This is a genomic window from Pseudomonas sp. S2_F07, assembly GCF_054668325.1.
In genome coordinates, this window is record NZ_CP162758.1 from 901873 (window position 1) to 922141 (window position 20269).

At 61.8% G+C, this 20269-nt stretch carries 14 protein-coding genes; 7 read left to right on the plus strand and 7 right to left on the minus strand.

What is annotated here, in order from left to right:
• Positions 1–74: 74 nt before the first annotated feature.
• The 7 genes from AB4O40_RS03905 to tpx all read right to left on the minus strand — a co-directional run bounded on the left by AB4O40_RS03905 (position 75) and on the right by tpx (position 13139).
• Positions 75–821, minus strand: coding sequence for an SDR family oxidoreductase (locus tag AB4O40_RS03905; RefSeq protein WP_056727529.1), 747 nt, complete (start codon positions 819–821; stop codon positions 75–77).
• Positions 822–919: 98 nt separating this feature from the next.
• A complete protein-coding gene (locus AB4O40_RS03910; protein ID WP_223541470.1) occupies positions 920–3037 on the minus strand; it encodes a putative bifunctional diguanylate cyclase/phosphodiesterase in 2118 nt (705 codons plus the stop codon).
• Between the two features lie 281 nt (positions 3038–3318).
• The gene (locus AB4O40_RS03915) at positions 3319–4800 is read right to left on the minus strand and encodes an efflux transporter outer membrane subunit (protein ID WP_223541471.1); all 1482 of its coding nucleotides are present in this window, start codon (positions 4798–4800) and stop codon (positions 3319–3321) included.
• Positions 4797–7904 carry an efflux RND transporter permease subunit gene (locus AB4O40_RS03920; protein ID WP_056727534.1) on the minus strand — a complete coding sequence of 1036 codons (3108 nt, stop codon included), beginning with the start codon at positions 7902–7904 and terminating at the stop codon, positions 4797–4799. The genes AB4O40_RS03915 and AB4O40_RS03920 overlap by 4 nt, the downstream gene beginning before the upstream one ends.
• Before the next feature lie 148 nt (positions 7905–8052).
• Positions 8053–11148, minus strand: a complete 3096-nt coding sequence (locus tag AB4O40_RS03925; protein ID WP_409079260.1) for an MdtB/MuxB family multidrug efflux RND transporter permease subunit — start codon at positions 11146–11148, stop codon at positions 8053–8055.
• The gene (locus AB4O40_RS03930; RefSeq protein WP_056727538.1) at positions 11145–12461 is read right to left on the minus strand and encodes an MdtA/MuxA family multidrug efflux RND transporter periplasmic adaptor subunit; all 1317 of its coding nucleotides are present in this window, start codon (positions 12459–12461) and stop codon (positions 11145–11147) included. Before AB4O40_RS03930 ends, AB4O40_RS03925 begins: the two co-directional genes overlap by 4 nt.
• 177 nt (positions 12462–12638) lie before the next feature.
• The gene (gene tpx, locus AB4O40_RS03935; protein WP_056727540.1) at positions 12639–13139 is read right to left on the minus strand and encodes a thiol peroxidase; all 501 of its coding nucleotides are present in this window, start codon (positions 13137–13139) and stop codon (positions 12639–12641) included.
• Positions 13140–13447: 308 nt separating this feature from the next.
• On the opposite strand from tpx, the gene AB4O40_RS03940 reads away from it, so the two are divergent.
• From AB4O40_RS03940 to AB4O40_RS03970, 7 genes are all read left to right on the plus strand, one after another.
• The gene (locus AB4O40_RS03940; protein WP_056727543.1) at positions 13448–13873 is read left to right on the plus strand and encodes a YciI family protein; all 426 of its coding nucleotides are present in this window, start codon (positions 13448–13450) and stop codon (positions 13871–13873) included.
• Positions 13874–14409: 536 nt separating this feature from the next.
• Positions 14410–15813 carry a DUF1254 domain-containing protein gene (locus AB4O40_RS03945; RefSeq protein WP_056727545.1) on the plus strand — a complete coding sequence of 468 codons (1404 nt, stop codon included), beginning with the start codon at positions 14410–14412 and terminating at the stop codon, positions 15811–15813.
• 12 nt (positions 15814–15825) lie between these two features.
• Positions 15826–16776: a SphA family protein gene (locus tag AB4O40_RS03950; protein WP_056727546.1), complete on the plus strand. Its 951-nt coding sequence runs from the start codon at positions 15826–15828 to the stop codon at positions 16774–16776.
• Between the two features lie 8 nt (positions 16777–16784).
• Positions 16785–17765, plus strand: coding sequence for an AAA family ATPase (locus AB4O40_RS03955; protein WP_056727548.1), 981 nt, complete (start codon positions 16785–16787; stop codon positions 17763–17765).
• The gene (locus AB4O40_RS03960; RefSeq protein ID WP_409079258.1) at positions 17765–18709 is read left to right on the plus strand and encodes a DUF58 domain-containing protein; all 945 of its coding nucleotides are present in this window, start codon (positions 17765–17767) and stop codon (positions 18707–18709) included. Before AB4O40_RS03955 ends, AB4O40_RS03960 begins: the two co-directional genes overlap by 1 nt.
• A complete protein-coding gene (locus AB4O40_RS03965) occupies positions 18706–19290 on the plus strand; it encodes a DUF4381 domain-containing protein (RefSeq protein ID WP_056727550.1) in 585 nt (194 codons plus the stop codon). Before AB4O40_RS03960 ends, AB4O40_RS03965 begins: the two co-directional genes overlap by 4 nt.
• A complete protein-coding gene (locus AB4O40_RS03970; RefSeq protein ID WP_460055960.1) occupies positions 19277–20269 on the plus strand; it encodes a vWA domain-containing protein in 993 nt (330 codons plus the stop codon). Before AB4O40_RS03965 ends, AB4O40_RS03970 begins: the two co-directional genes overlap by 14 nt.

Sequence of the window (20269 nt, forward strand, 5' to 3'; positions counted from 1 at the left end):
TGAACACTGGAGATCCACTGTGGGAGCGAGCTTGCTCGCGATGAGGCCAGCGCAAACAACGCCGGTTTCAGGAGTTAACGCCCACCACCAAGATCAACAAAAGTCCCGGTCGCATAAGAAGCCTTGTCCGACAGCAACCAGACAATCGCCTCCGCCACTTCATCCGGGCGCCCGCCACGGGCCATCGGGATCGCCGACTCCAGCTTGCTGACCCGATCCGGGTCACCGCTCAAGGCATGGAAATCGGTATAGATGTACCCCGGACGCACGGCGTTGACCCGAATCCCCTCACCCGCCACTTCCTTGGACAGGCCGATGGTGAAGGTGTCCAGCGCGCCCTTGGATGCGGCGTAATCCACGTACTCGTTGGGCGATCCCAAGCGCGAGGCGACCGACGAGACGTTGACGATGCTCCCGCCCTGCCCGCCGTGCCTGGGCGACATGCGCAGGATCGCGTGCTTGGCGCAGAGGATCGGCGCCAGGACGTTGGTTTTCATGATTTTCAGAATGCGGAACTCGGACATTTCGTCGACCCGGGACTTCTGCCCGACGGTGCCGGCGTTGTTCACCAGCGCGGTGACCCGGCCCAGCTCACTGTCTACCCGATTGAACAGGGCGATGACTTCGTCTTCGATACTGACGTCGGCCCGTACCGCAATGGCTTGCGCACCGAGGGCGCGGACTTGCTCCAGCACGCCGAGTGCGGCCTGTTCGTCCGCCTGATAATTGATGCAGATCCGATAGCCCTGCGCGGCGGCCAACAGCGCGGTGGCGGCACCAATGCCGCGGCTACCGCCGGTGATGACGATGACTTTGTCCATGCGAGCTTTCCCCCCAATCAAAGCTTAAGCGGTCGGGGGCAAGAATAACTGCCATTGGCGGTTTTTGCATTGCTTCACATCAGCTGTCATGTCGGTTGTCATGTCATCGACATCTCGCGCTCGGCACTGGCTTTCAATTGCTCGACCAATTGCTCCCCGCGATGGATTTCCACCATGAATCCTGCGGCGGGCAGCGGATGCCCCAGCAGGTAACCCTGCAACGAATCACAGCCGAGTTGAGTCAGGAAGTCCTGCTGCACGCCGGTTTCCACGCCTTCGGCGACGATGCGCAACCCCAGCGCCTGGCCGAGGGCGACGATGGCCGAAACGATGGCAGCGTCGTCGCTGTCGTGCTCCAGGTCCCGGACGAAACCACGATCGATCTTCAGTTCGTTGGCTGGCAGGCGCTTGAGGTACATCAAGCTCGAATAGCCGGTACCAAAGTCATCGATGGACAGGTCAACGCCCATTTCCGACAGCTCTTGCAGCACCGTCATGCTCGCGTCGGCATCGCTCATGGCGGTGGTTTCGGTGATTTCCAGGGTCAGGCTGTTGGCCGGCAGATGGTGCGTCGCCAGCGCCTTGGCGACGCTCTGGACCAGCCCGGCATGGCAAAACTGAATGGCCGACAGGTTCACCGCGATGCGCCAGTCTGTGTAGCCCAGCACGTACCACTCGCGCATCTGGCGGCACGCTTCGTTGAGCACCCACTCGCCGATCGGAATGATCAGCCCGGTTTTTTCCGCCATTTCAATGAATTTGTCCGGCAGCAGCATCCCTTGCGTCGGGTGCTCCCAGCGCAACAAGGCCTCGGCGCCCACTGGCCGGCCATTGGCGGCGTCGAACTTGGGCTGGTAATGCAGGCTGAATTCCTGCTGCTCCACGGCATTGCGCAGGTCCTGCAACAATTGCAGCTGTTTGCGAGCGTTGCTGTTCATTGAGGCATCGAAAAAGCTGTAGCCGTTTTTACCCGCGCCTTTGGCGTGATACATCGCCGCGTCGGCATTCATCAGCAATTCATGGGCGGACTGGCCGTTACCCGGGTAAAGCGCGATGCCGACGCTGGCGGAAATGTGCAAATCATGTTCGGCAACCCGGAACGCGCGCGCGATCAGCCCGACCTGACGGGCTGCCAGGTTCAAGGCGTCGTTCTGTTCGCTCAATTGCACCAGCAACACGAACTCATCGCCGCCGATCCGCGCCAGGGTGTCCTGGCTGCGCAATTCTTCGCGCAGGCGCACGGCCACTTCGCGCAACAGCAGATCGCCCATGTGGTGGCCGAAGGCATCGTTGACCGGTTTGAAGCCGTCCAGGTCGATGAACATCAGGGCAAAGCACCCCCCGTCCTCCTGGACCCGGGACATGGCCTGATCGATTCGATCGGCGAGCAGCGTCCGGTTCGGCAACCCGGTGAGGGTGTCGTGCAGGGCCAGTTGGGTCAGCTCACGGTTGGCCTCGGTCAGCGATCGGGCCAGGCTCGCGGTGCGCGCCTCCAGGCGTGCATCGAGGATCGAGGTCAGCAAGGCAATGCTCAGCACCGCCAACGTGGTGATCAGCACCAGGTTGTCCAGGCCGTTACCGCTCAATCCATTGACCGCCGCGCCACAAAAACTGCCGTCGGCAAAGCGTGCGGCGGCCATCCCGGTGTAGTGCATGCCGACGATGGCGATACCCATGACCACGGCGGCACCGCCACGGATCAGACGGACGTGAGGCGTGTGCTGGCGCAGATGGAAAGCGATCCACAATGCCGCGCCCGAAGCACCGACCGCGATCAGCAGCGAGACGCCGAACAACGTCGGGTCGTAGTCGATGCCCGGCTGCATGCGCATGGCGGCCATGCCGGTGTAGTGCATCGCGCTGATGCCGGCCCCCATGACCAATGCGCCAAAGGCCAGCTGCCAGGCCGGCAATTGCGGCTGGCTGACCAGCCACAGCGCGAAACCGCTGGAGAGCACGCCGATCAGCAGCGACAACAGAGTGATGGCGCCGTCGTACCCAAGGTCGATCGGCAACTTGAACGCGAGCATGCCGATAAAGTGCATCGACCAGATGCCGATGCCCATGGCAACGGCTCCGCCAGCGGTCCACAAATGCACGGCGCGACCTTTGGCGGTGGCAATGCGTCCGGTCAGGTCGAGTGCGGTGTATGAGGCGAGAATCGCTACACAGAGCGAAATGATGACCAGGGTGGGGGAATAGCTGCCGATGAGCATGGAGACTTCTCGCGAATGCCCCCCTTATTGGTATTGATTCTCGCAGGGGGAAAATGCGGCGATTGTACTGATTCCAAATGAGAACGCACTCACAAAATGAGCAAAGGGCCATCAGTCCGATGAAACGCTTGTTTTAAGGTTTTACATTAACTTGTTTCAAGCTGCCGGCACCTGACAAAACCTGTGGGAGCGAGCTTGCTCGCGATAGCGGTGGGTCAGGCAACGTCCATGCTGAATGTGACGCAGCCATCGCGAGCAAGCTCGCTCCCACAGGGATTACGCTATCGGTTTTCGCTCACCTCAAGCTGCCCGTCCCAGCCACCTCCCAACGCTGCAATCAACTGCACGCTGGCTAACAAGCGGCTTTGCAGCAGATCGAGGTTGCTGCGCTCATTGTTCAGCGCCGCCGCCTGGGTCACCACCACATCGATATACGCGATCAAGCCGGCCTTGTACTGGTTCTGGGTCAGGCGCAACGATTCCCGGGCCGCATCCAGTGCCTGTTGGCGCACGACAGCTTCGTCCTGAAGCACCTTGAGCTGCACCAGGAAGTTTTCCACTTCGCGAAAGCCGTCCAGCACGGTCTGGCGATATTTGGCCACCGTTTCGTCATAGGCCGCTTCACTGCGGTCGACTTCCGCCGAGCGCTGGCCGCCGTCGAACAGGGTCATGGCCAATTGCGGTCCGACCGACCAGAAGCGGTTCGGCAGGCTGATCCAGTTGGAATAAGTGCTGCTGCTGTAACCGCCGTTCATGCTCAGGGTCAGGTCGGGGTAATAGGCGGCCTTGGCCACGCCGATGTTGGCGTTGGCGGCCATCACCGAGCGCTCGGCCGACGCGATGTCCGGGCGACGTTCCAGCAGCTGCGAAGGCAGTGCCAGCGGTACTTGCGGCAACTGCGGGATGTCCTGGCTTTCCGCCAGGCTGAATTGCGCTGGCGGCAGGCCGATCAGCACGGCAATGGCGTTCTCGAACTGGGCGCGCTGCCAGATCAGGTCGATCATATCGGCTTCGGTGCCTTTGAGCTGTGTCTGGGCCTGGGCCACCGCGTCCTTGCCCGAAACACCGGCGCGGTACTGGTTCTCGGTCATCTTCAACGAACGCCGATAAGCCTCGACCGTGTCCTGGAGCAAGCGTTTCTGGCCATCGATCACCCGCAGTTGCAGGTAATTCTGCACCAGCTCCGACTGTTGACTCAGGCGCATGGCCGCCAGGTCGGCAAAGCTTGCCTGGGCATTCGCAGTGTCGGCTTCGAGGCCTCGGCGCAGCTTGCCCCACACATCCGCTTCCCAACTGACGCCCGCCTGGGCCGAGTACGTGTCGCGAATACCGCTGGACGAACTGCTCAGGCTGGAGCTGCTGCTACCGGTGCCCTGGCTAGAACGGTTCTTGCTGACGTTCAGGTCCACCGTCGGGAAAAACGCCCCCCGTGCGCTACGCACCAAGGCCTGGGCCTGGCGGTACTGCGCCTCGGACTGGGCGACGGTCTGGTTGGCGCTGTTGAGTTTTTCGATCAGCTCGTTGAGCTGCCGGTCGCCATACAACTCCCACCACGCGCCGCGCGCCAGGGCATCGCCGGGGTTGGCCTGCCGCCAGCCCTCTGCGGCCTTGTACTGCGCAGGCTCCGCTGTTTGCGGGCGCTGGTAATCCGGGCCGACGGCGCAGGCACTGAGCATCGCCACGCACAGTGACAGGCTCAACAGGCGCGAGCCTCGGGCCGTGAGCAGCGGTGCAGCCAGGTTGAAAAGCGAACGGTCAGTCATAGCGGAGTTTCCAGAGCAGCATCGGTACGCACCCCGCGCCATTTATTGAAGCGATGGCGCAGTCTGTCGAGATAGAGGTAAACCACCGGGGTGGTGTAAAGCGTCAGCACCTGGCTGAAGATCAGCCCGCCGATGATGGTCAGGCCCAGGGGCTGGCGCATTTCCGCCCCTTCGGCGCGGCTCATCAGCAAAGGCAAGGCACCGAGGATCGCCGCCAGGGTGGTCATCAGGATTGGCCGCAAACGTTGCAGGCAGGCGCTGCGGATCGACTCCAGCGGGGCCATGCCCTGGCTTCGTTCCAGTTGCAACGCCAGGTCGATCATCAGGATCGCGTTTTTCTTCACCACGCCGATCAGCAGAAACAGCCCCAGCAACGAAATAAGGCTGAACTCGCCGCCCAGCGCGTAGATCGACAGCAAGGCACCGACCCCGGCCGACGGCAGGGTCGAGAGAATCGTCAGCGGGTGTATGTAGCTTTCATACAACACACCCAAGACCAGATACACCGCCACCAGTGCCCCCAAAATCATCCACGGCTGACTTTTTTGAGTCGCCGCGAAAGCGTCGGCTGTGCCGGCCATTTTAGCGATCACGTCTTCGGGCAGGCCGACCTTGGCAATCGCCCGCTCGATGGCGGCACCGCCCTGCTCCACGGTCACGCCTTCGGCCATGTCGAAGGCAATGCTCTCCGAGGCGAACTGGCCTTCGTGGCTGACCCGGTCGTTTTCCAGGCTGTTTTCGTAATGGGCGATGGTCGACAGCGGGATCCGCGCGCCGTCAGCGGTGATCACCTGGACCTGCTTGAGGGTGATCGGGTCCTGGGCGTATTTCGGATTGACCTCCATCACCACCTGATACTGGTTGAGGCTGTCGTAGATGGTCGATATCTGCCGCTGGCTGTAGGCGTTATTCAGCACCGCCGTGACCATGTCCATGTCGACCCCCAGGCGCTTGGCCTGGTCACGGTCGACGATCAGGGTCACTTGCCGGGCGCCGCGGCCTTCGCGCGCATCGATCGCCGTCAGCTCCGGCAAGGCCTTGAGCGCGGTGACGACTTTCGGATACCACTCGCGCAATGCCCCCAGGTCCCCGCTCTGCAGGATGTACGAGTACTGCGAGGTGGTCTGCTCGCGACCGCCACCGAATTGCAGGTCCTGGTCTGCCATGAGCATCAGTTGTGCCCCGGGGACCTTGGGCATTTCCTTGCGCAGGCGTTCGATGACCTTCTGCGCGGAAATGCTGCGCTCCTTGATCGGTTTGAGGCGCACCAGCATGAAGGCGTTGTTGGTGCCGTTGTTGCCGCCAATGAACCCGGCGACGCTTTCTACGGCCTCATCCTTCAACACCGCCCGGCGGAAAATCTCCATCTTCGGCTGCATCACACTGAACGACAGGCCGTCGTCGCCGCGCACGAAACCGATCAGCTGGCCGGTATCCTGTTGCGGCATAAATGTTTTAGGAACAACTACATACAGCGCAATGTTCACGCCGATTGTCACAAACAGACTGAGCAAGGTCAGGCGCTTGTGGCGCAGCACCCAGTCGAGGCTGGTGGCGTATTTGCCGACCATCCAGTCGTTGGCCCGCCGACTCCAGCGTTGCAGGCGGTTCTCCTGCCCCGGCGTGTGCGGCTTGAGCCAGCGGGCGCAGAGCATCGGGGTCAGGGTCAACGACACCACCAGCGAGACCACGATGGCCGCCGCCAGAGTGATGGAGAATTCGCGGAACAGGCTTTCAATGATCCCGCCCATGAACAGGATCGACAGGAAAACCGCCACCAGCGACACGTTCATCGACAGCAAGGTAAAGCCGACTTCCTGGGCACCCAGGTACGCCGCGCGCATCGGCCGCACGCCTTCGTCGATGTGCCGGGAAATGTTCTCCAGCACCACGATGGCATCGTCCACCACCAGCCCTGTGGCCAGGATCAACGCCATCAGCGACAGGTTGTTCAACGAAAAGCCGTAGAGGTACATCACGGCAAAGGTGCCGACCAGCGACACCGGCACCGCCAGGGTCGGGATCAGCGAAGCGCGGAAGTTGCCGAGGAACAGGAACACCACCAGGATCACCAGCGCCACGGCGATCAGCAGGGTCATTTCCGCCTCGTGCAGCGTGGCCTTGATCACCGGCGAGCGGTCCATGGCCAGGTTCAGCTTGACGCTGGCCGGCAGCACCGCCTGCAAAGCCGGCAACTGCGCCTTGATCTCGTTGACCGTCTCGATGATGTTGGCGCCGGCCTGCCGGTTGATCACCAGCAGCACCGCCGCGTCATCGTTGAAGAAACCGCTGTTGTAGCGGTCCTCGACGCCATCGCTGACCTTGGCCACATCCTTCAGGCGCAGGGCCGCGCCGCCGTTGTAGTGGATGATCAGCGATTCGTAGTCCTTGGCTTTTTCCAGCTGGTCGTTGGCCTGGACCTGCCACAGCCGTTGATCGTCTTCCACCGAGCCCTTGGGCCGGCGCACGTTGGCGTTGGCGATGGTGTTGCGCACATCGTCCAGCGCCACGCCGTACTGGTTCAACGACTGCGGTTCGAGTTCGATACGTACCGCCGGCAGCGAGCTGCCACCGATCTGCACCTCGCCGACGCCCTGCACCTGGGACAGGCTCTGGGACAGGATCGTCGAGGCCAGGTCATAGAGCTGACCTTTTTCCAGCACATCCGACGTCAGCGACAGCACCATGATCGGCGCCTGGGACGGGTTGACCTTCTTGTAGGTCGGCATGCTGCGCATCCCGCTCGGCAGCAGTGTGCGCGAGGCGTTGATCGCCGCCTGCACTTCCCGCGCCGCGCCATTGATGTCGCGGTCCAGGTCGAATTGCAGGATCACCCGGGTCGAACCCTGGCTGGAGCGGCTGCTCATGGTGTTGACCCCGGCAATGCTGCCGAAGGAGCGCTCCAGAGGCGTGGCCACGGTCGATGCCATCACCTCGGGGCTGGCCCCGGGCAGGCTGGCCTGGACCACGATCACCGGAAAGTCCATTTGCGGCAGAGGCGACACGGGCAGCAAACCGAAGCTCACACCGCCCAGCAGCATGATCGCCAGGCTCAGCAACATGGTCGCGACCGGGCGCTTGATGAAAGGTCCCGAAAGGTTCATCGATGATTGCCCCCCGCACCAACCCACGAGCCCTGCTGCCCCCCTGTGGGAGCGGGCTTGCTCGCGAAGAGGGCCTTGCATTCAACATTCCTGTCGACTGACCGGACGCCTTCGCGAGCAAGCCCGCTCCCACAGGTTCTGCGGGGCGTCATACCGTCGTCTCCTGAGCGTCGGCCTTGCCAAAACGACGACCGAGACGATCGAAGTACAGGTAGATCACAGGCGTGGTGAACAAGGTCAGAATCTGACTCAGCAACAGGCCGCCGACCATCACCAGACCCAGCGGCTGGCGCAGTTCCGCGCCGGAACCGGTGGCCAGCATCAACGGTACGGCACCGAACAGCGCGGCCAGGGTGGTCATCAGGATCGGCCGGAAACGCAGCAAGGCCGCCTGATAGATCGCCGTTTGCGGGTCCATGCCCTGGTTGCGCTCGGCGTCGAGGGCGAAGTCGATCATCATGATCGCGTTCTTCTTCACGATGCCGATCAGCAGAATGATGCCGATGATCGCGATCATGCCCAGGTCGTTGCCGCTCAGGATCAACGCCAGCAAGGCGCCCACCGCCGCCGACGGCAGGGTCGATAGAATGGTAATCGGGTGGATGTAGCTCTCGTAGAGCACGCCCAGCACGATGTACATGGTCACCACCGCCGCCAGAATCAGCAGCAAGGTGCTCGACAACGAAGCCTGGAACGCCTCGGCCGCGCCCTGGAACTGGGTCTGCACGCCAATCGGCATGCCGATGTCCTTCTGCACCTGCTCGATGATCTCGACCGCATGCCCCAGCGCCACGCCGGGCGCCAGGTTGAAAGACATCATCACCGCCGGGAACTGGCCGATGTGGGTGATCGCCAGTTGCGCCTGGCGCTCTTCGATGCGCGCCAGGCTGGACAGGCGCACCTGCCCGCCATCGGTGGTCTTGACGTGAATCTGCTCCAGCGCCTGCGGGCCGATCTTCTCCCCGGACTGCGATTGCAGCACCACGCGGTACTGACTGGCCTGGGTGTAGATCGTGGAAATCTGCCGCTGACCAAAGGCGTCGTACAGCGCATCGGTGATGTTCGACACCGACACCCCGACCCGCGAAGCCGCATCGCGGTCGATCACCAGGTAGACCTGCAAGCCCTTGTCCTGCAAATCGCTGGCAACGTCGGTCAATTCCGGTCGGTCGGCCAGGGCCTCGACCAGGCGCCCGCTCCACAGGCTCAGCAACTCAGAGTCCGGCGACGACATGCTGAACTGGTACTGCGTGCGGCTGACCCGGTCTTCGATGGTCAGGTCCTGCACCGGCTGCATGAACAGGCGGATACCGACCAGTTTGTCCAGCTCCGGTTGCAGCCGGGCAATCACTTGCGTGGCGCTCAGGTCGCGGTCGCGATGCGATTTGAGGTTGATCAGCAACCGGCCGCTGTTGAGGGTCGAGTTATCGCCATCAACGCCAATGTAGGAAGAGAGGCTCTCGACCGCCGGGTCGGCCAGGATCACCTTGGCCAGTTCCTGCTGGCGCTCGCTCATGGCGGCGAAGGAAATCGATTGCGGTGCTTCGGAAATGCCCTGGATGACGCCAGTGTCCTGCACCGGGAAGAAGCCCTTGGGCACCACCATGTAGAGGAATACCGTCAGCGCCAAAGTGCCGATGGCCACCATCAGGGTCAGCGGCTGGTGCTTGAGCACCCACTGCAACTTGCGTCCGTAGGCGGCGATCATCCAGTCGATGAACGCGCCGCTGGCACGGTAGAAACGGCCCTGCTCGGCTTCCTTGGGCTCACGCTTGAGCAACCGCGCGCACATCATCGGCGTCAGGGTCAGGGAAACCACCAGGGAAATCAGGATCGCCACCGCCAGGGTGATGGCGAACTCTCGGAACAAGCGCCCGACCACGTCCGCCATGAACAGCAGCGGGATCAGCACGGCGATCAGCGACAATGTCAGTGAGATCAGGGTGAAACCGATCTGCTTGGCGCCCTTTAGCGCCGCGTTCAGCGGGCTGTCGCCCTCTTCGATGAATCGGGAAATGTTCTCCAGCATGACGATCGCATCGTCCACCACGAAACCGGTGGCGATGGTCAGGGCCATCAGGGTCAGGTTGTTGACCGAGAAGCCCGCCAGGTACATCACGCCGAACGTACCGACCAGCGACAGCGGCACGGCCACCGACGGAATGATCGTGGCGCTGGCGCGACGCAGGAACAGGAAGGTGACCATGACCACCAGGGCGATGGCGATCAGCAATTCGTGTTGCACGTCCTTGACCGAGGCGCGAATGGTCTGGGTGCGGTCGGTCAGCACTATCACGTCGAGGCCGGCCGGCAGGTTGTCGGTGATGCTTGGCAGCAGGGCCTTGATCCGGTCCACTACCTCGATCACGTTGGCACCGGGTTGACGCTGGATGTTCAGCAATACGGCCTGGTTCTCGTTAGCCCACGCAGCGAGGCGCTCGTTCTCGGCGCCGTCGACGATTTCCGCCACGTCCTTGAGGCGCAACGGTGCGCCATTGGCGTAGGCCAGGATCAGGTTGGCGTAGTCCTTGGGCGACGTCAGTTGATCGTTTGCATCGAGCATCGAGACCCGGGTCGGGCCGTCGAAGTTGCCCTTGGGCTGGTTGACGTTGGAGGCGCCTATCAGGGTGCGCACGTCCGACAGGTTCAAACCATTGGCGGCCAGGGCTTCCGGATTGACCTTGATGCGCACGGCCTGGCGTTGGCCACCGGCAATGCTGACCATGCCGACGCCGCTGATCTGGGCAATCTTTTGCGCCATGCGGGTGTCGACCAGGTCATTGAGCTTGGGCAGCAACATGGTCTTTGAGGTGATGGCCAGGGTCAGCACCGGCGTATCGGCCGGGTTGACCTTGTTGTACACCGGCGGCGCCGGCAGATCCTTGGGCAACAGGTTGGTCGCGGCGTTGATCGCCGCCTGCACTTGTTGCTCGGCCACGTCCATGTTGATGTCGAGGCTGAAACGCAGGGTCAGCACCGACGCGCCACCGGAGCTGGTGGAGGCCATTTGCGTCAGGCCGGGCATCTGCCCGAACTGACGCTCAAGTGGCGCGGTCACTGCGCTGGTCATGACATCCGGGCTGGCGCCGGGGTACAGGGTCATGACGCGAATGGTCGGGTAATCGACCTGGGGCAGCGCCGACACCGGCAGCAGCCGATAGGCGATGACGCCGGCCAGGATAATGGCCAGCATGCTCAGGGTGGTGGCTACCGGGCGAAGGATGAACAGCCGCGAGAGATTCATGCGCCGCCCTTTTTCGCCTTGTCGGTGGTCGCGGGCGTTGCCGCGTTGACCGCCGACTTGCCTTGCAGGTGTTCGGTTGGCGTGGTCGGCACGTCCTGGCTGTCGTTGACCACCTCCACGTCGCTGCCGTCCTTCAGGCGGTCGGTGCCTTCCAATACGACCCGGTCGCCCGCCGACAGGCCTTCGGTGACCACGGTGTTCACGCCGTCACTGGCGCCGACTTTCAACTGACGGATCTTGACCTTCTTGTCACCGTCCATGGCATAGGCGAACGTGCCGTTGGTGCCGAACTGGATCGCGGCCGAAGGCGCCAGCACTACGTCTTTGAGGGTGTCGGCCAGCAGGCGTACATTGACGAACTGGTTGGGGAACAGCGACTGATCGCGGTTCTCGAAACGGGCCTTGAATTTCAGGGTGCCGGTGGTGACGTCGATCTGGTTGTCCAGGCTCTGCAATACGCCAGTGGCCTGCAGTTTGGTATCGCCACGATCCCAGGCTTCAGCCGACAGTTTGGCGCCGCTGCGATAACGGGCCAGCACGGTGTCCAGGCTGTTTTCCGGGAGGGTGAAGGCCACGCTGATCGGCTGGGTCTGGGTGATGATCGCCAGTGCGGTGGTGTCGTTGGCCGCGACCAGGTTGCCGACGTCCAGTTGACGCAGACCAACGCGACCGGTGATCGGTGCGCGGATCCGGGTGAATTCGAGGTTGAGCTTGGCATCGTTGACCGCCGCCTGATTGGTCTTGACCGTGCCCTGGAACTGACCGACCAGCGCTTCGGCGGTGTCCAGGGTCTGCTTGGCAATACTGTCTTCGCGGTACAGGCCGCGATAGCGCTCGACGTCGACCTGGGCGTTTTTCAGCTGCGCCTGATTCTGCAGCAAGGTGCCTTCGGCCTGGAGCAAGGCATTCTGGTAAGGGCGCGGGTCGATTTCGGCCAGCAGGTCGCCGGCCTTGACCATCTGCCCTTCTTCGAAATAGATCTTGACCAGTTCACCGCCGACGCGGCTGCGCACATTGATGGTGTTCAGCGCCGTGACTGTGCCCAGCGCCTTGAAATACAGCGGGAAATCACCCTTGACCGCTTGCGCCACGCGCACCGGTACCGGCCCGGACGCGCCACCGAATCCAGGGCGCATCCCGCCCGACCTGCCGGTATGCCCGGCGACGGCTTTCTGTCCCGCAGCCTCTTTGGGTGCAGCGCTGCCGGGCCAGAATTTCCAGCACAGGCCAGCGATGACCAACAAGACAAGCAGGCCGAACAGCCAGCGACGAGGACTACGGGAAGCGGAGGATTGCATTGAGTGATCAACCATTGGGCGCGTGGGCTTTTTTACATGAGGCTGAACGATAAGCACTGGCGTGTCTTAAGCAAAGCGCCTTTACCGGCAATTTACCTTTGGCTTACGTAGCAGGAGATTTATCCAAGACACTGAAACACAAATGAAAACGGCCTGGACAGGGCCAGGCCGTTAATAAGTGTAAAGCTACGCTTATTTCAGAACAGCAAGTGCCGCTTCATAGTTCGGCTCGTCGGCGATTTCGCCAACCAGTTCGCTGTGCAGCACGTTGTCGTTTTCGTCCAGAACCACCACGGCACGGGCGGTCAGGCCTTTGAGCGGGCCGTCGGCGATGGCCACGCCGTAGTTCTCGATGAACTCGGCACCGCGCAGGGTCGACAGGTTCTGTACGTTTTCCAGGCCTTCGGCGCCGCAGAAACGGGCCTGGGCGAACGGCAGGTCAGCGGAGATGCACAGTACGACAGTGTTGGCCACGTCGCTGGCCTTGGCGTTGAACTGGCGCACGGAAGTGGCGCAGGTCGGGGTATCGACGCTTGGGAAGATGTTCAGCACTTTGCGCTTGCCGGCAAAGTCTTTCAGGGTGACGTCGGACAGATTGCCGGCAACCAGGGAAAAGGCTGGCGCCTTGGAACCGGCTTGTGGCAGTTGGCCGTTGACTTGAACCGGATTGCCTTTAAGGGTGACTTGAGCCATGAACGGAGTCCTTCTGAACGTTGTGGTGGAGAATTTTGGCGAGGCCGAAGTTAACCATGAAATTGTCCTACGACCTATGGCCAAACATAAATTGTCATGTAACAGGGCATAAAACTGGATACAACCCACAACCCTGTGTTAACCGAACAAGCCGGCAAAAGTACAGAGTACGCCTTCGCCCGCCGCCTCCCTCGGCTCATGACGAAAGGCACAGGTCATCGGCGAAAACTTTTGTTAACACTCTGTCGAATTGCTCCACCGTCGTTCGACTATAAATCGAGCCACTCAACTGCAACGGAGACGACACCATGCGATTCATGATCATCATCAAGGCCAGCCAGGATTCCGAAGCCGGCGTCATGCCCAGCCAGGAACTGCTGACGGCCATGGGCAACTACAACGAAGAACTGGTCAAGGCCGGCATCATGCTAGCGGGCGAAGGCCTGCACCCGAGCAGTAAAGGCGCACGGGTAAAGTTTTCCGGTGGCAAACACACGGTGATCGACGGCCCCTTCATCGAAACCAAGGAACTGATCGCCGGTTTCTGGTTGTGGAAAGTGAAGTCAAAAGAAGAAGCCATCGAATGGGTCAAGCGCTGCCCCAACCCGATGCCGGGCACCGAGGCCGAGATCGAGATTCGCCAGGTGTTTGAAGCCGAAGATTTTGGTGCCGAGTTCACACCGGAACTGCGCGAGCAGGAAGAGCGGGTTTGGGAGCAGGCGAAGAAAAACTGAACCTCCCGGTGGGAGCGAGCCTGCTCGCTCCCACCGGATTCGCACCCACCCGCAAGCCTGCATCCTCCCGCTCCTTATCACCTCAAAGCGGCAACCCCTTGTTTCGTATTAACTTCTTAGTACACAAAAAACACCGAGAACCTGCACACAAAACGAAAGAATTAACCCATTCGACTGGCTAACTCATGTTTAGATGCTTAACTCTATCTGACGCGTCCTACGGCTCGTTCAGAAACGGATTACGGAGTAACGGCCAAAAACAAGGCCGAGTATCCAATGAGCCACCAGGGAATCGGGGGAATCATGTCGAAAAATATGGAGATGCGCGCCTTTCTTTTGGCGAGTCTGCACACGCCTTGCCTTTATACCCGGGCACACCCCAACACTCCGTCCAACCTGCCGCCCGCCGAAAGATGCTCGGCTGACACGCCTTTCTTTCCTGCGCTCCACTCCGTCCGGATTGAGCGCCCACGACTCCCTCAAAGTGTTCACCGCACGACTGCCGCACGAGCAGCTCAGGCCATAAGGACCAATCCATGAACGTTGCCCTTCGCGCAACCGGCTTCAGCCTGATTGCGCTGAGTACCAGCACCTGGGCCGACTTCACTGCCACCCCCGACGAAGCCCGGGCCATCGCCAAGGAAGCCTATTTGTATGGATTCCCGGTAGTAGAGATGTACAAGACGCTCTACACCCAGGCCGTGGACAAGAAGAGCCCGAACTTCAAGGCACCGTTCAACCAGATCGGCAACACCGCCAAGGCCTTCACCGCCAAGGACACCGCGTTTGTCACGCCGAACGCCGACACGCCCTACTCCTTTGTCTGGATGGATTTACGCGCCGAGCCGCTGGTACTGACCCTGCCGCCCATCGAAGAACATCGTTATTACTCGGTGCAACTGATCGACGCCTATACGCAGAACTTTGCCTACCTGGGCACCCGCAGCACCGGCAACAACGGCGGGCATTTCATGATCGCCGGACCCAACTGGCAGGGCCAGCAACCGCTGAACATCGACCGTCTGCTGCGCAGTGAAAGCAACATCGCCTATGCGCTGTATCGCACACAACTGTTCGATGAGAAGGATCTGGCCAAGGTCAAGCAGATCCAGAAGGGTTACAAGGTCGAAACCCTGAGTCATTACGACAAACAAAAGGCGCCAACCGCCGCACCGAAGATCGACTGGCCAAAACCCACGCCGACCATGAGCGAAACCCCGGACCTGTTCCGCTACCTGAACTTCATGCTGGCGTTCGCCCCGGCCCAGGACGTGGAAAAAGAGCTGCTGGCGCGCTTCGCGAAAATCGGCATTGAGGCCGGCAAGCCTTTCAACGTCAACACACTCAGCACCGAGCAGCGCAAAGCACTGGAGGACGGCATCAGCGACGCCAAGGCCGGGTTTGCCGAATTCAAGAAAACCAAGGTCGATACCCACGAGGTCAGCAGCGGTGATTTCTTCGGCACCCGCGATCACCTCAAGGGCAACTACCTGTACCGCTATGCCGGCGCCAACATGGGGATCTTCGGTAACTCCGCCGAAGAGGCGAACTACATCGGTTATTTCGTCGACAAGGATGGTAAACCGGTCGACGCCTCGAAAAATGACTACACCCTGCATTTCGACAAAGGCGCCCTGCCCCCGGCCGATGCGTTCTGGTCCCTGACCCTGTACGACGGCAAGAACAAGCTGCTGGTGGCCAACCCGCTCAATCGCTACCTGATCAACTCGCGCATGCTGCCTGACCTCAAGCTCGATGCCGATGGCGGCCTGACGCTGTACGTGCAGCACAAGGCACCGGTCAAAGACCTGCAAAGCAATTGGCTACCGGCTCCGAACGGCCCCTTCTACGGGATATTGCGGCTGTATTTGCCAAAACCGGAAGTCCGCAACGGCGAATGGAAAATGCCGCTGTTGAACCCCGTCAATCAAAAGCAATAAGTGGAGTCAGTGATGATCAGGCCTTTTGTAGTGCGCCCCCTGTTGTTGGCACTATGCATGGTCAGCGGCAGCCCGTTGGTACTGGCGGCTGAAGGTGGTGTCGGACGGCCGATTACCGGCCAGCAAGTGTTCTCCAATGCCGGGATCGTGCCGCCGGAGCCGGGCTGGGTCATGTCCCTGACCAGCATCTGGTACGACGGCGACCTCAAGGGCAGCACCCAGGTGCCTTTGGTGGGGGCCGCCAGTACCGGGCTGGACATGAAGGTGTCCTACACCATGGCCAACTTCACCCATGTCTGGGACACCGGCAAGGGTCGCTGGAACTACGCATCGGCCGTTGGCGTTCCGGTGCAGTACACCGACATCTCGGCCAACATCACCGGGCCCCGCGGCCGAACGCTGGGCTCCTCCGACTCAGGCACCCAGTTCGCCGACATGCTGGTGACGCCGATTGCCGCCGGCTATCACTTCGACGAGCTCAACCACATCGCGTTCTCGCTGCCGATCTACGTGCCCACCGGTGCCTACAACGACGACCGCCTGGCCAACCCCGGGCAGAACAACTACACCTTCATGCCGACCGTGGCGTTCACGCATCTGGATGGCAAGGGCGGCGAATTCACGCTGTCGAGCGGCCTGGAGTTCTACACCGAGAACGACGCCACCGATTATCGCAACGGCGATATCTACACCCTCGATGCGCTGTGGACCCACGGTTTTGGCAACGGCTGGAACGCCGGTATCGCCGCCGGTTACATCCAGCAGATCACCGATGACTCGGGGTCGGGTGCCGACAGCGGCTTCCGCGGACGTTCCGTGGGTGCGGGCCCGACAGTGGGCTGGACCGGCAAATTCGCCGACGCCCAGGCCAACTTCAATGCGCGCTGGGTGCCGGAGTTCGACACCAAAAACCGCCCTGAAGGCAATGGATTCAGCGTCAACATGACCCTGGCGTTTTTCTAGGAGACCCCATGAGCGCACTCAACGACCTCAATGCCCTGCAAGCCAGCATCGCCGAAGCGGTGCTCGGCCAAGACCAGGTGATCCGACAGATGCTCGTCGGCTTGCTGGCCAACGGGCACCTGCTCCTCGAAAGCCTGCCCGGCCTGGCCAAGACCCGCACGGTCAAGTCACTGGCCAGACACCTGGACGCGAAGATGAGCCGCATCCAGTTCACCCCGGACTTGCTGCCATCGGACATCACCGGCGCCGAGGTGCTGCATCAGGTCGAAGGCAAGAACGAAATCCGCTTCCAGCCAGGCCCCCTGTTCGGCAACCTGATACTCGCCGATGAAATCAACCGTGCGCCGGCCAAGGTCCAGGCGGCGTTGCTCGAAGCCATGGAAGAACGCCAGATCACCGTGGCCGGCAACAGCCATGCGCTGCCGGACCTGTTCATCGTGGTCGCCACCCAGAACCCGATCGAACAGGAAGGCACGTATCCGCTGCCGGAAGCGCAGATGGACCGCTTCCTGATGAAAGTGCTGCTCGATTACCCGAGCGCGGAAAACGAAAGCCAGGTACTGCGCCTGCTGCGCGAAGAAGAACAGGCCCTGGGCGCCAAGACCGCTGCCGTGCAGGGCTTCTCCCTGTCCCAGGACGTGGTGTTCGCCGCGCGCCGTGAAGTCAGCGCCGTGCACGTCTCCCCGGCCATCGACCGCTACCTGATCGACCTGATCAATGCCACTCGCCACCCGGCCGATTACGACGCCGACCTCGGGCGCTGGATCAGCATCGGCGCCAGCCCTCGTGGCGGCATCGGTCTGGACCGCTGTGCCCGGGCCGACGCCTGGTTGCAGGGCCAGGATTTCGTTTCTCCGGACAACGTCCGCGCCGTGGTGCACCCGGTGCTACGCCATCGTCTGCAACTGAGCTACGACGCGGTGGCCGACGGCGTGAGCGCCGATCAGGTGCTCGACCGCCTGCTCGATAAAGTGGCGATTCCAGCCTGATGTCCATGAACCGCGCCGACGGCCTGGTGTATGTCTCTCTGGCACAGTTGATGGCCCTGGAGTTCAAGGCCCGTGACCTGAGTTTTCTGGCGCGTCAGCCCCAGGGCAGCATCCTGGCCGGTAACCACGCTTCGCGTTTGCGTGGCCGGGGCCTGAACTTCGATGAACTGCGCCGCTATCAGCCGGGGGACGATTTGCGCCACCTCGACTGGCGCGCGTCCCTGCGCACCGGCAAACCGGTGGTGCGGACATTCACCGAAGAGCGTGACCGCCCGGCCCTGATCCTCGTAGACCAGCGCATGTCGATGTTCTTTGGCTCGCAACGCAGCTTCAAATCCGCCGTCGCCGCCGAACTCGGCGCCCTGGCGGCATGGATGGTGTTCAACGCCGGCGACCGCGTCGGTGGACTGGTCTTCAACGATCAACGCATCGACAGCATCGCCCCGCTGCGCAGCCGCAAACGGATCGAAGCGCTGTGCAGCCGCATCGCCCAGCAAAACCAGGCACTCAACGCCGCCAACCCGGACGCCGAAGGCGAAGACCAGCTCGACAAGGTCCTGCAGCATTGCCTGGCCGTGGCCGGTCACGATCACCTGATCTGCATCGTCAGCGACTTCGCCGGAGCCGGCGAACGCACCTTAAAACTGATGCGGCAACTGGCTGCGCACAACGATGTGATTGCCATGCAGGTATACGACCCGCTGGCGCTGAACCTGCCGAAAAACGGCCGCGTGCTGGTCACCCAGGGGCAATTACAGGTGGAGCTGGCGGTGGATCGGCAACAAGTGCATCAACCCCTCGGGGACTTTCTCGGCGGGCGGCTCAAGGACGTCGCGACCTTGCTGCGCCGCAGCCAGGTGCCGTTGATGATGTTCAGCACGGCTACACCAGCCCACGAACAACTGCGAGCCGAGCTGGGCAAGTTTACCGGAGGGCGCCGATGAACCCCGCCATCCCGAGCATCGACCAACTCAAGGAAATGGCACTGCCGGCGCCGGTCAGTTACGCACCGCAAACCTGGGGTTGGTGGGCGTTGCTGGCGCTGTTGATCGTTACGCTGGTGGTGCTTGGTGCGCGGCGCTACTGGCAATGGCGGCGCGATCGCTATCGGCGCGAGGCGTTAATGCGCCTGGAGGAACTGCAGCAGCGCAGCAATGACCTGAGTGCGTTGCGCGAGCTTCCGGAGTTGCTCAAGCGGGTCGCGATCTCTATGCCGAACGCGAAACCTGTGGGAGCGGGCTTGCTCGCGAAGGCGTCCTGTCAGTCGACATCAATATTGAATGCAATGGCCTCTTCGCGAGCAAGCTCGCTCCCACAGGGGTCTCCTGCGGCGTTGGGGAACGAAGACTGGCAGGCGTTTTTGCAGCGGCACAGTAAACAGCCCCTACCCGCCGACTTCAGCCAACAACTCTCGCTGCTGGCCTACGCCCCCGACGCAACATTGCGGGCCATGCCCACTGAACAGCGCCTGCAGCTGTTCAGTGCCTGCAAAACCTGGGTGGAGCGACATCATGTGGCAGCTTGATTACCCCTGGCTGTTGATCCTGCTGCCGCTGCCGTGGCTCGCCTATCGCTACCTGCCCGATTACCGTGAGGCGCGAAGTGCCGTGCGAGTGCCGTTTTTCGGGGCGATGAGCCGTGCTGTCGGCCAGGCACCGAGCCAGGCTGGCACCCGCAGCAACCGCTGGCTGTTGCTCCTGAACCTGCTGGTCTGGACGCTGCTGCTGGTGGCGGCGAGTCGGCCGGTGTTGGTGGAAAAACCCATCGAACGCCAGCAGCCGGTGCGCGACCTGATGTTGGCCATCGACATTTCCCAGTCGATGGAAACCACCGATTTCACCGACGCCAATGGCCAGAAAATCAATCGCCTGGCCGCGGTCAAGGAAGTGGTGCACGGGTTCATCGACAAACGTAAAGACGATCGAATCGGACTGATCGTATTCGGCACCGGTGCCTATCCACAGGCGCCGTTGACCCTGGACCACCCCAGCCTGTCACTGCTGCTGGACGACACCGGCATCGGCATGGCCGGCCCCAACACCGCCATCGGCGACGCCATCGGCCTGAGCCTGAAACTGCTGGACCAGGCCCACGAGCAGGAAAAAGTGCTGATCCTGCTTACCGACGGCAACGACACCAGCAGCGCCATCACCCCTGATCACGCGGCCGCCATGGCTGCGGCCAAAGGCGTGGTGATTCACACCATTGGCATCGGCGACCCGAATGCGGAGGGTGAAGCCAAGGTCAACCTGCAAGGCTTGCAGGACATTGCCCAGGCCACGGGCGGACGCTTCTTCCGCGCCGAAGACCGCAACGCCCTGGATCAGGTCTACAGCACCCTCGACAAACTCACCCCGCATCAGGTGAAAACCCTCAGCCATCAGCCAAAACGTGATCTGTTCTGGTGGCCGCTGGGCGCGGCCATCGCACTGCTGGCGCTATACCACCTGGGCGCCCTGTTGCTTCCACGGCTGATGCTCGCCCGTCAACGGCAGGAGGCCTGA

Excerpts from the sequence above, each read along its gene's own strand:
- AB4O40_RS03905 (WP_056727529.1), bottom strand. The coding sequence starts at position 821 with ATGGACAAAGTCATCGTCATCACCGGCGGTAGCCGCGGCATTGGTGCC.
- AB4O40_RS03910 (WP_223541470.1), bottom strand. The coding sequence starts at position 3,037 with ATGCTCATCGGCAGCTATTCCCCCACCCTGGTCATCATTTCGCTCTGT.
- AB4O40_RS03915 (WP_223541471.1), bottom strand. The coding sequence starts at position 4,800 with ATGACTGACCGTTCGCTTTTCAACCTGGCTGCACCGCTGCTCACGGCC.
- AB4O40_RS03920 (WP_056727534.1), bottom strand. The coding sequence starts at position 7,904 with ATGAACCTTTCGGGACCTTTCATCAAGCGCCCGGTCGCGACCATGTTG.
- AB4O40_RS03925 (WP_409079260.1), bottom strand. The coding sequence starts at position 11,148 with ATGAATCTCTCGCGGCTGTTCATCCTTCGCCCGGTAGCCACCACCCTG.
- AB4O40_RS03930 (WP_056727538.1), bottom strand. The coding sequence starts at position 12,461 with ATGGTTGATCACTCAATGCAATCCTCCGCTTCCCGTAGTCCTCGTCGC.
- tpx (WP_056727540.1), bottom strand. The coding sequence starts at position 13,139 with ATGGCTCAAGTCACCCTTAAAGGCAATCCGGTTCAAGTCAACGGCCAA.
- AB4O40_RS03940 (WP_056727543.1), top strand. The coding sequence starts at position 13,448 with ATGCGATTCATGATCATCATCAAGGCCAGCCAGGATTCCGAAGCCGGC.
- AB4O40_RS03945 (WP_056727545.1), top strand. The coding sequence starts at position 14,410 with ATGAACGTTGCCCTTCGCGCAACCGGCTTCAGCCTGATTGCGCTGAGT.
- AB4O40_RS03950 (WP_056727546.1), top strand. The coding sequence starts at position 15,826 with ATGATCAGGCCTTTTGTAGTGCGCCCCCTGTTGTTGGCACTATGCATG.
- AB4O40_RS03955 (WP_056727548.1), top strand. The coding sequence starts at position 16,785 with ATGAGCGCACTCAACGACCTCAATGCCCTGCAAGCCAGCATCGCCGAA.
- AB4O40_RS03960 (WP_409079258.1), top strand. The coding sequence starts at position 17,765 with ATGTCCATGAACCGCGCCGACGGCCTGGTGTATGTCTCTCTGGCACAG.
- AB4O40_RS03965 (WP_056727550.1), top strand. The coding sequence starts at position 18,706 with ATGAACCCCGCCATCCCGAGCATCGACCAACTCAAGGAAATGGCACTG.
- AB4O40_RS03970 (WP_460055960.1), top strand. The coding sequence starts at position 19,277 with ATGTGGCAGCTTGATTACCCCTGGCTGTTGATCCTGCTGCCGCTGCCG.